The sequence below is a fragment of the Streptomyces sp. Edi2 genome, from assembly GCF_040253635.1.
Taxonomy (GTDB): Bacteria; Actinomycetota; Actinomycetes; order Streptomycetales; family Streptomycetaceae; genus Streptomyces.
Map to the genome: position 1 here is coordinate 5,610,176 of NZ_JBEJGX010000003.1, position 16,112 is coordinate 5,626,287.

Below are 16,112 nucleotides of genomic sequence, written 5' to 3' on the forward strand. Positions count from 1 at the left end.
GCGGGGAGCAAGGAGGGCGGGCCGGGGGAGCCGCTGTCGCACGTAAGCGGGGGGATAGGGGGAGGCAATGCCTCGCTGGAAGGCGCTTCCGGAAGAACTCGATCCGCAGGTAGCGGAGTTCACCGGTCAGCTGCGCAGGCTCGTGGACCGCAGCGGGCTGAGTGTGGCCGCCGTCGCGGACCGTACGGGCTACAGCAAGACGTCCTGGGAGCGGTATCTCAACGGGCGGCTGCTGCCGCCGCTGCGCGCGGTGGTCGCGCTCGCCGAGGTGACCGGCGCGCAACCGGCGCATCTCACCACGCTGTGGGACCTGGCCGAACGGGCCTGGAGCCGGGCGGAGATGCGGCAGGACGTCACCATGGAAGCGATCAGCGTGGCCCAGGCGCGCGCCGCCCTGGGCGAGTTCGGCACGGAGCCGGCCCAGGCCGCGCCGGCGACGAAGCCCGCAAAGGCCACCAAGGTCGCAAAGAGCGCCAAGGCCGCGAAGGAAGCCGGGGCGGCGAAGGAAGCCGGGGCGGCACAGGCCAAGGGTGCGAAGCCGTCGCAGGCGGCCGGGCCGCTGACGGAGCCGCTGACGGTGCAGTGGCCGCAACAGCCGCGCCTGGACCTCCCGTCGAGCGCCGACTTTCCCGCCGAGCAGATGGCGGCGGCAGCGGGCCACTCCCCGGCGCCGGCCGCCTCACCTGCCGCGCCCGCCAAACAGCGCGCCCGCCGCGGCCGGACGGCCGTGTTCGTCGCCGGTGCGGTCGGCGCGCTGCTGGTGGCCGGTGCCGCCGTACTCCTGCTGAAGCCGGCCGACGGACCGTCCACGAAGCCGGCGGCCGCCCCCTCGACCTCGACCGAGCCGAGCGCAAAGCCGGACCTTCCGGCCGGAGTGCACTGCACCGGCGAGGGCTGTGTGGGCAAGGACCCGGAGAAGATGGGCTGCGGCGGGACGCATGCGACCACCCCGTCCCGCGGTCTGGCGGGGCGTTCGGTGATCGAGGTCCGTTACAGCTCGGTCTGCCATACCGCCTGGGCGCGGATCAGCCGTGCGGCCAAGGGCGACCAGGCCACCATCAGCGCCGGCGGCCACAGCGCCACGGCGCAGGCCGAGCGGGGCGGCGACGCGTACACCCCGATGGTCGCGGTGTCCGGGGACCCGGCGAAGGTCGCGGCCTGCCAGACGACCATGGCGGGTGCCAAGAGCTGCGCCCGTCCGGTTTCGGCCAGGCCAGCCGGGCAGGCCACCGGGGCCACCCAGACGGTCCGCTAGGCAACCGCCGGGTATGGCCGACGGGTCCCGCCGGCCATACCCGCTGGGAAGCGGGCCGGGCGACCGGCAGGACACCGGCCCGCCCGCCCCGCTTCCCGCCCGGGATCACCCTCCCCGGAAGCTGTCCGAAATTCAGGGGGCATGCCCTCCGGGATCTCGGGCAGACGACGGTTACCCCCCCACGGGTGTGGCACAACCTGGCGGTCGCCCGCACTCCCCCCTCTTGAGCGGGCGGCCGCCGCCCCCTTCCTGCGGAACCCGCGCGGAGCACCCACCGCGCCGGGTGAGCGAGCCCCTAGGGGCAGCCGTACGGGTAGCTGTACGGGCAGCCCTACGGCCAGTCGTACGGCAGCCGTACGGGCGCCCCGGAAGCACCCGGTGAGGTGTTCCACACCGGCCCGTCGCTTGCACCGGGCGGGGGTCCGATAGCCTGACGGCCGGGTCTCTCGATACCAAGAGACCCGGATAGCTGGGCAGGGACACCCACCGCCACCCATGGTGGTCCAGGGGCTTGCCCCCGGAAAAACACCGCGCAGGAGATCGCCATGACCCGCACTCCCGTCAATGTCACCGTCACCGGCGCCGCCGGCCAGATCGGTTACGCACTCCTCTTCCGCATCGCTTCCGGTCATCTGCTCGGCGCGGACGTGCCGGTCAAGCTGCGCCTTCTGGAGATCCCACAGGGTCTGAAGGCCGCCGAGGGCACCGCCATGGAGCTGGACGACTGCGCCTTCCCGCTGCTGCAGGGCATCGACATCTCGGACGACCCGAACGTGGCCTTCGACGGTGCGAACGTCGCACTGCTCGTCGGCGCCCGCCCCCGTACGAAGGGCATGGAGCGCGGCGACCTCCTGGAGGCCAACGGCGGCATCTTCAAGCCGCAGGGCAAGGCCATCAACGACCACGCCGCGGACGACATCAAGGTTCTGGTCGTCGGCAACCCCGCCAACACCAACGCCCTGATCGCCCAGGCCGCCGCGCCGGACGTACCGCGCGAGCGCTTCACCGCGATGACCCGCCTGGACCACAACCGCGCGCTGTCGCAGCTCTCGAAGAAGACCGGCACGCCGGTCTCCGAGATCCGCAAGCTGACGATCTGGGGCAACCACTCCGCCACCCAGTACCCGGACATCTTCCACGCCGAGGTCGCGGGCAAGAACGCCGCCGAGGTCGTGAACGACCAGAAGTGGCTGGCCGAGGACTTCATCCCGACCGTCGCCAAGCGCGGTGCGGCGATCATCGAGGCCCGTGGCGCGTCCTCCGCCGCCTCCGCCGCCAACGCCGCCATCGACCACGTCCACACCTGGGTCAACGGCACCGCCGCCGGCGACTGGACCTCGATGGGCATCCCCTCGGACGGCTCCTACGGCGTCCCGGAGGGCCTGATCTCCTCCTTCCCCGTCACCACCAAGGACGGCAAGTACGAGATCGTCCAGGGCCTGGAGGTCAACGACTTCTCCCGCGAGCGCATCGACGCGTCCGTGCAGGAGCTGGCGGAGGAGCGCGAGGCCGTCCGCGGTCTCGGCCTCCTCGGCTGACCCCACGCCGCGGCCGCCCCACCCGGGCAACGCCGCAGCACCGACGAGCCCGTACGGCCTGCAACGGCCGTGCGGGCTCGGTCATGTGGTGGGCCGGTCATACGGACTTGATCACTGGGGCCCGGTCATCCCTCCGCCGCCGCGGGCAGCCGCGCGCCCCGGCTGTCGGCGACCCGCAGCACATTGCCGAAGGCCTGCGTGGTCGCCCGCAGCGCCAGCCGCAGCGCATGCTCCCCGGCCCTGCCGTCGTCCAGTACGGCCACCGCGCCCTTGAGGACATCGGCACCGTCACACAGCTGCTCCGCCTCGATCTCATCGGCCAGCCGGGACAGCACACCCCCGGTCCCGTCCGTCCCGTCCGCCGACAAGAAGCAGGGCTTCCCGCCCTCGCCCTCCCACGGCAGCAGGCGCAGCCCCGGCAGGTTCGCGGGGACGGCATCCCGGTCGTCACTCATGCTCAATGACTCCCAGAGGTTGGTTGCGCGAGAAGGCGGTTCACGCAGGAGGAGTTGGCGAACAAGATCCCGTGCGACCGTTCGCAGGTGGCCCGCGTGGAGGCGGGCACGCGCGTACCGCAGGAATCCTTCGCCAGGCAGTGCGACGAACTGCTGCAGACGGGCGGGGTGCTGCTGCGGTTATGGGGGCGGATCGACTGGTACCCCGAGGTGCAGCATCCGGACTGGTTCGAGCGTCGGGCGGAGATGGATGCCGAGGCGGTGGCGCTGCGGGCTTATCAAGAGCAGGTGATTCCGGGTCTCTTGCAGACTCCTGAGTACGTCCACGCGCTGTTCAGTCGCCGCACCACGAGGGCTGAAGTCGTGGAGGAGCGAGTCTGGGCGCGACTGAGCCGACAGCAGCGCTTCCTGGCGGTCAACGGCCCGTTGTACGTGGTCGTTCTGGATGAGAGCTGCCTGCGCAATGTCGTGGGGAGTCCGGCAGCCATGCGCGGCCAGTGCGCGCACTTGCTGAGGGTCGGGCAGTACGCCAACATCCGCGTTCAGGTGGCCCCGGCTGACCGTGCCGAGGTTCGGCGCCCCAAAGCCTCCATGGCCCTGATCACGTTGCCCGACGGGGAGTGCTGGCTCTACTCGGAGTCGCTGGAGCGTGGCCATTTCCACGATGATCCGGCCGCCTTCGCCCGCCACAGCCAGACCTATGATGTGCTCAGGGCGGATGCTCTGTCAGCCCCAGAATCCGCCGCTCTGATCGGCTACTTCATGGAAAGGTACGGGGACCATGAACAAGCACCAGCTGAGCACACCGATATGGGTCAAGAGCAGCTACAGCCACGACGACGGCGGCAACTGCCTCGAAGTGTCGCTCCCTTGGATGAAGAGCAGCCACAGCGACAACAACGGCGGCAACTGCATCGAAATAGCCCCCGGTATCCCCGACGCCGTCCCCGTTCGTGACAGCAAGGACCCGCACGGCCCCGTACTGGTCTTCCCTACGGGTGGCTGGTCGTCCTTCGTCGCGGCCCTCAAGGACGGGGAGTTCCCCGCGGCCGTCTGACCCGCGGCGACCTTCGGTTATCGCGCTGACACGGAGTGCTCCGTTCCCCTATGCTGCGGCTTCTGTACCGCCGCGGACGGAACCGGCAGCCCTGCTGCCCAACAGTCGTGCGGTGATGACTCGTTGGTGTGGTGATGGGGGAAGCCGATGACTCGGTCAGATGTGCCTGCGCAGCCCGGTGAACCCGGCGGTCCGCAGGGGTTGCGGAAGGGGGCCGACGGCACTCCGCCGCCGGCGCAGCTCCCCCCGGTCCCGCCGGGCGCCAGTGAGGCCACCCGGCTGCTGTGCGCCGGTACGTACATGGACGACACCTTCCGTGACGCGGTCATCGACGAGCTGTACGTCCACGAGGAGCGGTTCGCCGCGCCCTCCCTGGGCATCGACGCCGCCCGCGTCCTCGCCCACGCGCTGCGCGCCAGACGGCTCCAACTGGGCTGGGCGGCGGCGATTCTGCTGGTGTGGATCGTGGCCCTTCCGCTGACCTCCGGTCTCGCGGCGCTCTACCTCATCCCCGTCGTCCTCATGGCGCTGGGCCGTGTGGTCCGCCGGGCGCCGGTCCCGCAGTGGGCGGCCCGCTTCCTCTCCTTCGTCCTGCGCTGGTACGGCCGGCTGACGCTCGCCTTGCTCTATGTGTCGCTGCTGGTGACGGCGTTCGGCGCCGGGATCGGCATCATCGGCGCGGGGTGGCCGTTCTCGGAGCTGCTTCCGGACGGGCTGCGCTCCCTGACGAGTGGCGGCTCGGGCGCATCCGGCGCCTTCTACGACGGCGGCCTCGGCAGTGCGTACGGCGGCGCGTACGGCAGTGCCGGCGCACTGGGCGGCATCCTGTTCGCGGTGTGGGTCGCGCTGCTGCTGCCGCTGGCCGTGGCCGCGCTGGTTGCGCTGCAACGCGGGCAGTTCGCCCGGGTGCTGGCGGGCGAGCTGTCCCGGGAGCGCTTCCCGGACGTCATGTCCGACCCCGCCGAACGGGCCGAGGGCCACCGTTTCCAGCGGCTGCGGGACCGGGTGCGGATCGAGCAGCACGGGCCGCTGGTGATGTACCGGGCCGCCGACCCGTTCTGCGGCGCCGGCTACCCGTACAAGACCTGGTCGCTGTCGGTGGAGCTGAGCCCCCGGACGGACCGGGAGGCCGAACCGCTGGACAACGGCGCCATCCTGGCCCGGATCGTGCCGCTGGTGGCGGCGCTGCGGGTGCCGTCGCCGCACGGTTCGCCCCAGGTGGCGGCCGCGGTACGCGACCGGCTGCGCGCGCTGGAGATCGACGAGTGCGTGTTCCTGCCGGCCGAGGGGCTGCCGGCCCGCGAGGCGGCGCCGTACACGCCGGAGGGGTTCGAGCAGCACCGTGCGCGGGCGGTGGAGGAGGGCGGCGAGACCCGCCGGCACTTCCTGCGCATCCGGGTCGGCGGCTGGAACGAGGGCGTTGTCACCACGCTGTTCGTCCGGGTGCACACCCAGGGCGGGATGCTGATGCTGGAGGTCGCGCCGCATGTGCTGTGGCCGCTGCGGCAGCTCTTCCAGGACGCCGACCGGATCGCCCACCAGTACCGTCACCACCACCACTTCGGCAAGGTCGTGTGGGCGCTGACCCGCACGCCCAGCTCCGCCGGACACGCCCTCGCCACCCTGCTGCGCGGACTGCTGTCGGTCTGGCGGCTGGCCGTCGGGGGGCACGGCGCGGCGCTGCCCGAGGGCCCCGGCGCCTCCGTACGCGAGCTGGGCTCCTTCGGGGAGTCCTCGCTGTTCCAGGACATGGATGTGGCCCGCTATCTGAAGACCATTCAGCAGCGGGTGGCGGCCGGGGTGACCACGGCACTGCGCGAGGCCGGCTACCAGACCGACGAGTTCGAGCAGCGGATCGTGCATGTCGCCGAGGGCGGCGTCTACGTCGAGTCCGCACAGGGCGCCGTCGGCATCGGCGACCACAACACCATCACCCACCACTCCACCACCCGGCGCGGCGCCGAGACGAAGGGAAGTGCCCAGCGTGGCAACGGCTGACGAGCGCGGCAACGGCATCCACATCGGCAGCGTCCGGGGTGCCTTCGCCATCGGCAACCACAACACGGTGACCCATAACGAAGGCGCGGCCGTGCCCGCGGGGGACCCGGCGCAGGAGGAACTGCTGCGCGCCGTCCGCGCACTGCGCGACGATCTGTCCCGGGCGGTGGAGAGCCCGCAGATCACGGCCCTGAGCGGGGAACTCGCCGAAACCGAAACGGAGATCGCGGACACCGGCGCGGCGGGCCCCGGCCGGCTGGCCCGGCTGCGTGCGGCGCTTGCGGACGCCGGGGCCGTGGTGGGGCTGCTGGCCTCCGGTACCGCGGTGAGCCAGGCGGTCGCGGCCCTGGTGGGAGGCTGACGATGAAGCGCGGCGGGCAGGCCCGCTGGAACGACGAGACCCAGAGCTGGGAGAAGGGCACCCCGGCTCCCGCGCCCTACACGGGCCCGATGCCGCCCCGGCCGTCCTTCACGCCGTCGGCCACGCCGTCGGTGGGCGGGGCAGCGACGGGCGGGGCACCGGCAGGCGGGACTGCGACGGGCGGGGCACCGGCGGGTAGCGTCCCCTCGCCCGTCACCGACCCGCTCGCCGCCCCCGCCTACGACCCCGAACCGCTCTTCGCCCCCGACTCGCTCTACGCCCCTGCGCCGGTCGCCGAGCCCGCCCCCGGGTTCCGGCACCGCACGGCTCTGGTCGCCGGTGCGGCGGTGGCCGTGATCGCGGCGGCGGCCGGCGGCGGCTATCTGATCTGGGGCCACACCGGCGACGACCCGGCCACCGCCCGCCCGGCGGCCCGCACCAAGGCCACCGCCTCGCAGAACACGGCCTCCGCCCCGCCCTCCGGTGAATCCTCCGGTGCCACGGACGGCACCAAGACCCCCACCCCCCTCTCCACCGAGCTGCCCGACGGCTACCGCCTCGTCCACGACGAGAAGGGCTTCACCCTGGCCGTCCCCGGCACCTGGAAGCGCAGCGAACGCAGGACGGGGGTGTTCTACACCGCTCCGGACGACCGCGGACTGTTGCAGATCTTCGAGGTCAACGAGCCGGACACCACCCCGTACGAGGCGCTGGAGACGGCGTCGCGGGGGCTGTCCGGCAACCCCGGCTACAAGGAAATAAGCCTCGAACCACTGGGGTACCCGGGACCGGGCGTCGACGCCGCCCAACTGGTCTATGCCTATGACAGCGAGCGTCTGGGGGAGCGGGTCAAGGTCGTCGACTGTGCCTTCACCGCCGCCGACGGCCGCCAGTTCGCCGTACTGGTCCTGGGCCCCGAGGCCGACTGGCCGGAGCAGGAGGAAACCCAGCAGAACATCCTGCGGAGCTTCGTCCCCGGCCGCTGAGCGCTGCGCCCGCCCGCCGGGCCGGGGGCGGGGACTACCCGGGCAGCTCCGTCCGCTCCCACCACTCGTAGACGGGCAGGGCCCCCTCGGCGGTGTGCTTCTGCCGGCTGGTGGCCCGGAAGTGTTCATAGCCGTTCCGGAACGGGATCTTCAGCTCGGCCCCGGGAGGATCGACCGGCACGATCCGCTCGGGAAGCTCTTCGGGGCCGCCTTCGAGCACCGCTTTCGCCGCTGTGTCAGCCATGCCTGCATTGTCGTCCGCCCCGCCGCCCCCGGCCCCTCCGGTTCGGCAGCCCGGGTGACGACGCCGGGCGGTCACCGGGGTCAGTCGCGGGGGAATTCCTGGGTGGAAAGGGTGAGGTCGGCGAAGCTGCCGGTCAGATCGATGGGCTCGCCGTATTTGAGGGTGACGTCGATCATGTAGTCGTCGCCCTGCGGGCGGGTGAAGACGTGGCAGCAGCCGAGATAAGGGTCGACGATCACATAGACGGGGACTCCGGCGGCGGCGTAGGCCTTCTTCTTCGGGCCGTAGTCATTCGCCGCGGTGCCCTGGGAGATGACTTCGGCGATGAACTCGACATCCTGGTAGCGCCAGCGGCCCAGCTCGTCCTTCTCGGCATCGTCGGCGAACTTGGCGACGTCCGGGGCAAAGCCGTTCAACTTGCCGGGGAAGTCGATCCGTACATCGGAGGTGACCGGGGCGTCGATCCCGAAGCGGTCCTCCAGCGCCCGCACGATCCTGCGGATGGTCTGCCAATGGACGTCCCGCTGCGGCGCCATGTGCACGTTCCCCTCGACGATCTCCACCTTGTAGCCCTCGGGGATGTGCATCTGCTCCAGCCGCTCGAACAGGTCGTCCAGCTCGCCGCTCTCGGCCATCTCGGTCCTGTCGGTCAGTTCGATGGTCACCGTGCCGCTCCTCCCCACTGCCGCGCGGGCGCGGGCAGCCGCACGGTTCAACGATACGTATGTACGAACGGTTACGTACCGCGCACGCGGCAGGGAGAGGGTCGGGTCACGCCCCCTGCGAATCCTTCAGCCGCTTCTCCAGTACGGAGATATCGGCCGTGTCGCCGGGGGCGGGGGTCTTGGTGGAGACGGGGGTGTCGTAGTTGCTGAGCAGGATGACGCCGGAGCGGTGGTCGAGCTCGGCGGTGAGTTTGCGGGGGTAGTGCTTGCCGTCGATGGCCACGTAGAGGGTCTGCACGGCTCCCTTGGCCTTCTTGATGACGGGCAGGACGCGGGTGCCCTCCTCGGTGGTCGGCCGGCCCTTGGTGAGGGAGACCGAGGGCGCGTGTGAGGGCGCGTGTGAGGGGGTGCTGCCGTGGCCGGACGAGGGCTTTTCCGGGGTCGAGGCCGATTTCTGGAATGCCTTGAGGTCGCAGGCGGCGGACAGGTTCCGCAGGAACGAATTCTTCGTCGTGCCGTGCAGGAACGTGTTCTCGTACTTCGCCGCGGCTTCCTCGCCCGATTTGCCGGGCAGCTGGCCCTTCCAGAAGGCCGCGTCCGGCTTCATCCAGACCTGCTTTCCGCGCTTGATGAGTTCGACGCTGCCGGACTCGCCCTTACTGATGGCGCCGGTGCAGTTACCGGCGCGGTCGAGGGTGAGGTCGAGTTTGGTGGGATCAGCACTGGTCTGTGTGCGCAACCGCAGGGATTGCGCGCCGACCAATTGCTGGAGGGCGTCATCGGCGATCTGCTGGGCCGATTTGTTTGCGAGATCGCCTTCGCCGCCGTCCGAGGTATCGGCCGCCGCTGCGGCCGTGGTGCAGGTGATTCCGGCTAGCAGGGTCACGCTGCAGGTCAGAGCCGCGGTGACAGAGGCGGCACGCCGTCTGCTGGTCATCTCGGTACCTCCGGTCCCGAGGGAACATCCGCCAGGTACATACGGCTATTCAGGGTACGTTCCGGGACATTCCGCCGCACATTCAGTGAGTCGAGTCACTTTCCATGAATGTTTGGGCATAGATACGCGGCTTCAGGGGAGGGGTCCCCGTTGCTGGTGACGCCAGTGGTTGCACCAGTGGGAACAAGAACGGTAACTGGAAGGCAGAACGACGTGTCGTCAATCGAGACCATTCACGTAGACGGGGTGTGGCTCCCGGCCGCAGCCGGCGAAACGCGGGAGGTCCTCGACCCCGCCGACGCGACGACGCTCCAGCTGGTGTCCGAGGGGAGTGCCGAGGACGCCGACGCGGCGGTCGCGGCCGCCCGCCGGGCCTTCGATAACGGCGCGGGCGCCTGGCCCTGTACGGCCGTCGCCGAACGTTCCGCGCTGCTGCGCCGGGTCGCCGACCTGCTGCAGCGCGACCGTGAGGAGATCGCCCTCATCGAGAGCCGGGACACCGGCAAGACGCTGGAAGAGGGCCGGGTCGACGTCGACGACGTCACCAACGCCTTCCGCTACTTCGCCGACCTGGTGATGAACGAGAGCGGCGGCCGGGTCGTCGACGCCGGATCGCCCGATGTGCACAGCATCGTCGTGCACGAGCCGGTCGGTGTCTGCGCGCTCATCACGCCGTGGAACTACCCCCTGCTGCAGGCAAGTTGGAAGATCGCGCCGGCCCTCGCGGCCGGCAACACTTTTGTGATCAAGCCCAGCGAGGTCACTCCGCTGTCGACCGTGCACCTGATCAAGCTGCTGGTCGAGGCCGGGCTACCGGCCGGGGTCGCCAACCTCGTCACCGGCGCGGGCCTGCCGGTCGGCCAGCGGCTGGCCGAGCACCCGGACGTCGACCTGTTCTCCTTCACCGGTGGCCTGGTCAGCGGCACGAAGGCGGGCGCGGCCGCGGTCTCCGGCGCCAAGAAGATCGCGCTGGAGCTGGGCGGCAAGAACCCCAACGTGGTGTTCGCCGACGCCTGCGCCACCGACGAGGGCTTCGACACCGCCGTCGACCAGGCGCTGAACGCCGCCTTCATCCACAGCGGCCAGGTCTGCTCGGCCGGTGCCCGGCTGATCATCGAGGAGTCGGTGCGCGACCGCTTCGTCGCCGAGCTCGCCCGCCGCGCCGAGAAGATCAAGCTCGGCCGGGGCACCGAGGACGGCGTCGAGTGCGGCCCGGTCGTCTCCCAGCAGCAGCTCGACAAGGTCGAGGCGTACGTCGCCTCCGCGCTCGCCGAGGGTGCCCAGCTGCGCTGCGGCGGCGCCCGGCCCGAGCCGTCCGACGTCCGCCCGGCCACCGGCTACTTCTACGCGCCGACCGTGCTCGACGGCTGCCACCGCGAGATGAAGGTGATCCGCGAGGAGACCTTCGGGCCGATCCTGACGGTCGAGACCTTCACCACCGAGGACGAGGCCGTGGCGCTCGCCAACGACACCGAGTACGGCCTGGCCGGCGCGGTGTTCTCCGGCGACACCGCGCGCGCCCGCCGGGTCGCCGCCCGGCTGCGGCACGGCACGATCTGGATCAACGACTACCACCCCTACCTCCCGCAGGCGGAGTGGGGCGGCTTCGGCAAGTCCGGCATAGGCAGGGAATTGGGCCCCGCAGGTCTGGACGAGTACCGCGAGAGCAAGCACATTTACGAAAACCTCCGGCCGGAGCCGGTGCGCTGGTTCGCGGGCTGACACCCCGCCCCGTCACAGCACCACCCGCACCACGCACGTTGTAAGAAGGAGCACCCCCAATGCCTGTGTATGACTATGTCGTTGTCGGCGGCGGCACCGCCGGTTCCGTCATCGCCTCCCGCCTCACCGAGGACCCGGACGTCACCGTCGCCGTCATCGAGGGCGGTCCGACCGACATCGACCGCGAGGACGTCCTGACGCTGCGCAAGTGGCTCGGCCTGCTCGGTGGCGACCTGGACTACGAGTACACGACCACCGAGCAGCCGCGCGGCAACTCGCACATCCTGCACAGCCGCGCCAAGGTCCTCGGCGGGTGCTCCTCGCACAACACCCTGATCTCCTTCAAGCCGCTGCCGTCCGACTGGGACGAGTGGGAGGCCGCGGGCGCCACCGGCTGGAACGCCGCGCAGATGGACCCCTACTTCGGCAAGCTGCGCAACAACATCGTGCGGGTGGCCAAGAAGGACCAGAACGAGATCGCCAGCGACTGGATCGAGGCCACCAAGACGGCCCTCGGCGTCCCCGAGGTCGTCGGCTTCAACGACCGGCCCTTCGACGAGGGCGTCGGCTTCTTCGACCTCTCCTACCACCCGGAGAACAACAAGCGCTCCTCCGCGTCCGTCGCCTACCTCCACCCGCACATCGAGGCCGGCGACCGCCCGAACCTCACGCTGATGCTGGAGACCTGGGCGCACAAGCTGGAGCTGGACGGCACCACCGCCAAGGGCGTCCACGTCCGCACGAAGGACGGCGAGGAGGTCTACGTCGAGGCCGCCCGCGAGGTGCTGGTGTGCGCCGGCGCCGTCGACACCCCGCGGCTGCTGATGCACTCCGGCATCGGGCCGCGGGGGGACCTGGAAGCGCTGGGTCTGCCCTGCGTGCTCGACCTGCCGGGCGTCGGCGAGAACCTGATCGACCACCCCGAGTCGGTGATCGTCTGGGAGACGAACGGACCGATCCCGGGCAACTCCGCGATGGACTCCGACGCGGGTCTGTTCGTCAAGCGGGACCCGGAGCACAAGGGCCCCGACCTGATGTTCCACTTCTACCAAATCCCGTTCACCGACAACCCCGAGCGGCTGGGCTACGAGCGCCCCGAGCACGGCGTGTCGATGACGCCGAACATCCCCAAGTCCCGCTCCCGCGGACGGCTCTACCTCACCTCCGCCGACCCCGAGGTCAAGCCCGCCCTCGACTTCAAGTACTTCGAGGACGAGGGCGACTACGACGGCCGGACCCTCGTCGACGGCATCAAGCTGGCCCGCAAGGTCGCCCAGGCCGAGCCGTTCAAGAAGTGGCTCAAGCGCGAGGTCTTCCCCGGCCCCGAGGTCACCGACGACGCGGAGATCAGCGAGCTGGTGCGCAAGGCGGCCCACACCGTCTACCACCCGGCCGGCACCTGCAAGATGGGCGCCGCCGACGACCGGCTGGCCGTGGTCGACCCCGAGTTGAAGATCCGCGGGCTGGCCGGCATCCGTATCGCCGACGCCTCCGTCTTCCCGACGATGCCCGCCGTCAACCCGATGCTGGGCGTGCTCATGGTGGGGGAGAAGTGCGCCGAACTGCTTCAGAAGGCTCCGACCCAAGGAGGTGATGCGTGATGGCTACCACCGCCGCCGGCGCATCCGAGATACCCAACGCCCGCACTCCCGAGTCCGCCTCCGACGCGGACGGCCGTGAGGTCGTCTTCTCCGTCCGTCACCTCTGGAAGGTCTTCGGCCCCAAAGCCGAGCGCATACCCGAGGACACCTCGGTCGCCAAACTGAACGTCCAGGAGCTGCGGGACCGGACCGGCTGTGTGGCCGCCGTCCGCGACGTCTCCTTCGACGTCCACAAGGGCGAGGTCTTCGTCGTCATGGGCCTGTCCGGCTCCGGCAAGTCCACCCTCGTGCGGTGTCTGACCCGGCTGATCGAGCCGACCAGCGGTGACCTGGAGATGGACGGCGAGGACGTCCGCGCCATGGACCGCACCGCGCTGCGCGAGCTGCGCCGCCGCCGCGCCGCCATGGTCTTCCAGCACTTCGGCCTGCTGCCGCACCGCACCGTCATCGACAACGTCGCCTACGGCCTGGAGATCCAGGGCATGGGCAAGGCGGAGCGCCGCGAGAAGGCCAACGAGGTGGTCGACAAGGTCGGCCTGGCCGGGATGGAGAAGCGCCGCCCCGGCCAGCTCTCCGGCGGCCAGCAGCAGCGCGTCGGCCTGGCCCGCGCGCTCGCCGTCGACCCCGAGGTCCTGCTCTTCGACGAGCCCTTCAGCGCGCTCGACCCGCTCATCCGCCGCGACATGCAGGAAGAAGTCATCCGCCTGCACCGCGAGGAGGGCCGGACGATGGTCTTCATCACCCACGACCTGAGCGAGGCGCTGCGCCTGGGCGACCGGATCGCCCTGATGCGCGACGGCGAGATCGTCCAGCTCGGCACCCCCGAGGAGATCGTCGGTTCCCCGGCCGACGACTACGTCCGCGACTTCGTCCGCGACGTCCCGCGCGAGCAGGTGCTGACGGTGCGCCGCGCGATGCGCCCGGCGGAGGACGGCGAGGCCGACCAGGGCCCGGCGCTGGCCCCCGACACCCTGATCTCGGACGCCATCGAGGCCGTCGTCCGCTCCGGCGGCGCCGCCCGCGTCGTCGACGACGGCCGCTGCCTGGGCATCGTCGACCACGCCTGCCTGCTGAGCGTGGTCGCCCGCGTCGACGAGGGCCCCCGGCAGGATGAGGTGGCCGCCTGATGTACGCCGCCACCACCCACCGCGGCGCCGTGCGCGCCGTCGGTTCCAGAGCTCCCGCGGCCACGCCGCGGACCCGGCTGCGCGCCACCCTGCTGCGCCACTGGCGTGAGGCCCAGCGCTGCGCCGCCCTGAACATGCCCACCGGCACCGTGAAGCGGGGGCGAGCATGAGCTTCTTCTCCACGCCTCCCCTTGCGACGCGCCCGCTGAGCGACGCCGTACGGCCCGGCCCCCTGCGGGCCGTACTGCAGATGCGCGCCCTGAGCAAGCTCCTGCTGCTCGTGCTCGCCGCGGCGGTCCTCGTCCCGCTGCTGCAGGCCAAGTACGGCGCCGCCTGGCCGTCGTCGCTGACCGTCGACGTCTCCGGCCCGCTCGGCAAGACCAGCGACTGGATCATCGACAACCGCGACAGCCACTGGCTGTTCGTCTACTTCCTCGGTCACCTCAGCAACGCCGTGGTGATCTCGGTACGCGCCGTCTACCTGCTGCTGCTCGCGCTCGGCTGGACCGGCGTCACGGCCGGCGTCACGCTGCTCGCCTGGCGGGTGGCCGGCCCGCGCATCGCCGCCACCGCCCTGATCTCCTTCCTGGTCAGCGGCCTGCTCGGCATGTGGGTCCCCACCATGCAGACATTCGCGCTGATGGTCGTGGCGGTCGTCGTCTCGGTCGCGGTCGGCGCCCTGCTGGGCCTGGCGGCCGGCCTCTCCGAGCGCCTGTTCAGGATCCTCCGTCCGGTCCTGGACACCATGCAGGTGCTGCCTGCCTTCGCCTACCTCCTCCCCGTCGTGCTGGTCTTCGGCATCGGTGTCCCCGCCGCGCTGCTGGCCACCGTCATCTACGCGGCTCCGCCGATGGCCCGGCTGACCGCACTCGGCCTGCGCGGCGCCGACCCCGGCGTCCTGGAGGCGGTCTCCTCGCTCGGCGCCACCGGACGGCAGCGGCTGCTGACCGCCCGGCTGCCGCTGGCCCGTAAGGAACTCCTCCTCGGCGTCAACCAGACGATCATGATGGCGCTCGGCATGGTCGTGATCGCCTCGATGATCGGCGCCGCCGGCCTCGGTGACCGCGTCTACCAGGCGCTCGCCTCGGTCGACGTCGGCGCCGCGCTCTCCGCCGCCATCCCGATCGTGCTGCTGGCCATCGTCATGGACCGCACCACGGCGGCGGCCGGTGAACGTCTCGGCGCCGGCGCCGCGGCCACCGGCCCGAAGTGGCTGCGTGGCTGGCAGGCCTGGACGGGCGTCGCGGCGGTCACTGCCGTCCTCGCCCTCGTCGGCCGGCTGTCCGGCTCCCTGATCTGGCCGGACGCCTGGGCCGTTGACCTGGCCCGTCCCGTCAACGACTTCAAGGAGTGGATGGTCGATCACCTCTACTCCGGTGTCCCCGTCGTCGGCGGCACCGCCGACTGGGCCGCGCACTTCACCGACTGGGTCCTCAACCCGCTGCGGGACGGCCTGACCGCGCTGCCCTGGTACGGCACGCTGCTCATCGTCGCCGCGCTGGCCTGGGTCATCGGCACCTGGCGCACCGCCCTGACCGCCGTCCTCGCGATGGCCGCCATCGGTGTGCTGGGCGTCTGGAAGCCGTCGATGAACACCCTCTCCCAGGTCATCGCCGCCCTGGCGGTGACCCTGGTGCTGGGCTTCGGCGTCGGCATCCTGGCGGCGGGCAGCAAGCGCTTCGAAGCGATCCTGCGCCCGGTCCTGGACGTCATGCAGACCATGCCGCAGTTCGTGTACCTGATCCCGGTCGTCGCGCTCTTCGCCGTGGGCCGCGCCCCGGCCGCCGCCGCTGCCGTGGTCTACGCCCTGCCGGCCGTCATCCGCATCACCACCCAGGGCCTGCGCCAGGTGGATCCCTCCGCCATGGAGTCCGCCCGCTCGCTGGGCGCCACCCGCTGGCAGATCCTCCGCCAGGTCCAGCTGCCCCTGGCCCGGCCCTCGCTGCTGCTGGCCGTGAACCAGGGTGTGGTCATGGTCCTCGCCGTCGTCATCATCGGCGGCCTGGTCGGCGGGGGTGCCCTCGGCTACGACGTCGTCACCGGCCTCGCCACCGGAGACCTGGGCCTCGGCCTGGTCGCGGGTGTGGCCATCGTGTGCCTGGGCCTGATGCTCGACCGGGTCACCCAGCCCACGGAACGCCGCACGACGGGGAAGGGAGCCTGACC

At 71.1% G+C, this 16,112-nt stretch carries 16 protein-coding genes and 1 pseudogene; 13 read left to right on the plus strand and 4 right to left on the minus strand.

Annotation, left to right across the window (positions count from 1 at the left end; translation table 11 throughout):
- The first annotated feature begins 67 nt into the window (after positions 1-67).
- Positions 68-1,255, plus strand: a complete 1,188-nt coding sequence (locus ABR737_RS28110; protein ID WP_350253242.1) for a helix-turn-helix domain-containing protein — start codon at positions 68-70, stop codon at positions 1,253-1,255.
- A 545-nt stretch (positions 1,256-1,800) separates the two neighbouring features.
- Positions 1,801-2,793, plus strand: a complete 993-nt coding sequence (locus ABR737_RS28115; protein ID WP_129294595.1) for a malate dehydrogenase — start codon at positions 1,801-1,803, stop codon at positions 2,791-2,793.
- 125 nt (positions 2,794-2,918) lie between these two features.
- Here the strand turns inward: ABR737_RS28115 and ABR737_RS28120 are convergent, their stop codons facing one another.
- Positions 2,919-3,248, minus strand: a complete 330-nt coding sequence (locus ABR737_RS28120) for a hypothetical protein (protein ID WP_350253244.1) — start codon at positions 3,246-3,248, stop codon at positions 2,919-2,921.
- 39 nt (positions 3,249-3,287) lie between these two features.
- Here ABR737_RS28120 and ABR737_RS43990 point away from each other — a divergent pair.
- The 6 genes and pseudogenes from ABR737_RS43990 to ABR737_RS28145 form a co-directional block, all read left to right on the plus strand.
- Positions 3,288-3,419, plus strand: a pseudogene (locus ABR737_RS43990) (helix-turn-helix domain-containing protein); the annotation flags it as partial.
- Positions 3,420-3,458: 39 nt separating this feature from the next.
- A complete protein-coding gene (locus tag ABR737_RS28125; RefSeq protein ID WP_502964516.1) occupies positions 3,459-4,205 on the plus strand; it encodes a DUF5753 domain-containing protein in 747 nt (248 codons plus the stop codon).
- Complete coding sequence (locus ABR737_RS28130; RefSeq protein ID WP_350253247.1) at positions 4,123-4,305, plus strand: DUF397 domain-containing protein; 183 nt, start codon at positions 4,123-4,125, stop codon at positions 4,303-4,305. The genes ABR737_RS28125 and ABR737_RS28130 overlap by 83 nt, the downstream gene beginning before the upstream one ends.
- Positions 4,306-4,452: 147 nt before the next feature.
- Positions 4,453-6,303, plus strand: coding sequence for an AbeC-like domain-containing protein (locus tag ABR737_RS28135; protein WP_350253248.1), 1,851 nt, complete (start codon positions 4,453-4,455; stop codon positions 6,301-6,303).
- Positions 6,290-6,664, plus strand: coding sequence for a hypothetical protein (locus ABR737_RS28140; RefSeq protein ID WP_350253250.1), 375 nt, complete (start codon positions 6,290-6,292; stop codon positions 6,662-6,664). Before ABR737_RS28135 ends, ABR737_RS28140 begins: the two co-directional genes overlap by 14 nt.
- Positions 6,665-6,666: 2 nt before the next feature.
- The gene (locus ABR737_RS28145; protein WP_350253251.1) at positions 6,667-7,650 is read left to right on the plus strand and encodes a serine/threonine kinase C-terminal domain-containing protein; all 984 of its coding nucleotides are present in this window, start codon (positions 6,667-6,669) and stop codon (positions 7,648-7,650) included.
- 34 nt (positions 7,651-7,684) lie between these two features.
- Here the strand turns inward: ABR737_RS28145 and ABR737_RS28150 are convergent, their stop codons facing one another.
- The 3 genes from ABR737_RS28150 to ABR737_RS28160 form a co-directional block, all read right to left on the minus strand.
- Positions 7,685-7,894, minus strand: a complete 210-nt coding sequence (locus ABR737_RS28150; protein ID WP_164992965.1) for a DUF5988 family protein — start codon at positions 7,892-7,894, stop codon at positions 7,685-7,687.
- An 80-nt stretch (positions 7,895-7,974) separates the two neighbouring features.
- Entirely contained in the window at positions 7,975-8,529 is a 555-nt protein-coding gene (locus tag ABR737_RS28155) for a Uma2 family endonuclease (protein ID WP_502964517.1), read from the minus strand.
- Positions 8,530-8,665: 136 nt separating this feature from the next.
- Positions 8,666-9,496: a hypothetical protein gene (locus ABR737_RS28160; RefSeq protein WP_350253255.1), complete on the minus strand. Its 831-nt coding sequence runs from the start codon at positions 9,494-9,496 to the stop codon at positions 8,666-8,668.
- Between the two features lie 213 nt (positions 9,497-9,709).
- Here ABR737_RS28160 and ABR737_RS28165 point away from each other — a divergent pair, with 213 nt between their 5' ends.
- The 5 genes from ABR737_RS28165 to ABR737_RS28185 are packed head-to-tail and all read left to right on the plus strand — an operon-like array spanning position 9,710 to position 16,110.
- Entirely contained in the window at positions 9,710-11,218 is a 1,509-nt protein-coding gene (locus ABR737_RS28165; protein WP_350253256.1) for an aldehyde dehydrogenase family protein, read from the plus strand.
- 59 nt (positions 11,219-11,277) lie between these two features.
- Positions 11,278-12,819 (plus strand): GMC family oxidoreductase, encoded by a 1,542-nt coding sequence (locus tag ABR737_RS28170; protein ID WP_350253258.1) that lies wholly within the window; start codon positions 11,278-11,280, stop codon positions 12,817-12,819.
- A complete protein-coding gene (locus tag ABR737_RS28175; RefSeq protein WP_350253259.1) occupies positions 12,819-13,946 on the plus strand; it encodes a quaternary amine ABC transporter ATP-binding protein in 1,128 nt (375 codons plus the stop codon). Before ABR737_RS28170 ends, ABR737_RS28175 begins: the two co-directional genes overlap by 1 nt.
- A complete protein-coding gene (locus tag ABR737_RS28180) occupies positions 13,946-14,116 on the plus strand; it encodes a hypothetical protein (protein WP_350253260.1) in 171 nt (56 codons plus the stop codon). Before ABR737_RS28175 ends, ABR737_RS28180 begins: the two co-directional genes overlap by 1 nt.
- Positions 14,113-16,110, plus strand: a complete 1,998-nt coding sequence (locus ABR737_RS28185; RefSeq protein WP_350253261.1) for an ABC transporter permease — start codon at positions 14,113-14,115, stop codon at positions 16,108-16,110. Before ABR737_RS28180 ends, ABR737_RS28185 begins: the two co-directional genes overlap by 4 nt.
- The last annotated feature ends 2 nt before the right edge of the window (positions 16,111-16,112 follow it).

What these genes read in the sequence shown, in the direction of transcription:
- ABR737_RS28110 (WP_350253242.1), top strand. Translation starts at nt 68, where the DNA reads ATGCCTCGCTGGAAGGCGCTTCCGGAAGAACTCGATCCGCAGGTAGCG.
- ABR737_RS28115 (WP_129294595.1), top strand. Translation starts at nt 1,801, where the DNA reads ATGACCCGCACTCCCGTCAATGTCACCGTCACCGGCGCCGCCGGCCAG.
- ABR737_RS28120 (WP_350253244.1), bottom strand. Translation starts at nt 3,248, where the DNA reads ATGAGTGACGACCGGGATGCCGTCCCCGCGAACCTGCCGGGGCTGCGC.
- ABR737_RS28130 (WP_350253247.1), top strand. Translation starts at nt 4,123, where the DNA reads ATGAAGAGCAGCCACAGCGACAACAACGGCGGCAACTGCATCGAAATA.
- ABR737_RS28135 (WP_350253248.1), top strand. Translation starts at nt 4,453, where the DNA reads ATGACTCGGTCAGATGTGCCTGCGCAGCCCGGTGAACCCGGCGGTCCG.
- ABR737_RS28145 (WP_350253251.1), top strand. Translation starts at nt 6,667, where the DNA reads ATGAAGCGCGGCGGGCAGGCCCGCTGGAACGACGAGACCCAGAGCTGG.
- ABR737_RS28150 (WP_164992965.1), bottom strand. Translation starts at nt 7,894, where the DNA reads ATGGCTGACACAGCGGCGAAAGCGGTGCTCGAAGGCGGCCCCGAAGAG.
- ABR737_RS28155 (WP_502964517.1), bottom strand. Translation starts at nt 8,529, where the DNA reads ATGGCCGAGAGCGGCGAGCTGGACGACCTGTTCGAGCGGCTGGAGCAG.
- ABR737_RS28160 (WP_350253255.1), bottom strand. Translation starts at nt 9,496, where the DNA reads ATGACCAGCAGACGGCGTGCCGCCTCTGTCACCGCGGCTCTGACCTGC.
- ABR737_RS28170 (WP_350253258.1), top strand. Translation starts at nt 11,278, where the DNA reads ATGCCTGTGTATGACTATGTCGTTGTCGGCGGCGGCACCGCCGGTTCC.
- ABR737_RS28175 (WP_350253259.1), top strand. Translation starts at nt 12,819, where the DNA reads ATGGCTACCACCGCCGCCGGCGCATCCGAGATACCCAACGCCCGCACT.
- ABR737_RS28180 (WP_350253260.1), top strand. Translation starts at nt 13,946, where the DNA reads ATGTACGCCGCCACCACCCACCGCGGCGCCGTGCGCGCCGTCGGTTCC.
- ABR737_RS28185 (WP_350253261.1), top strand. Translation starts at nt 14,113, where the DNA reads ATGAGCTTCTTCTCCACGCCTCCCCTTGCGACGCGCCCGCTGAGCGAC.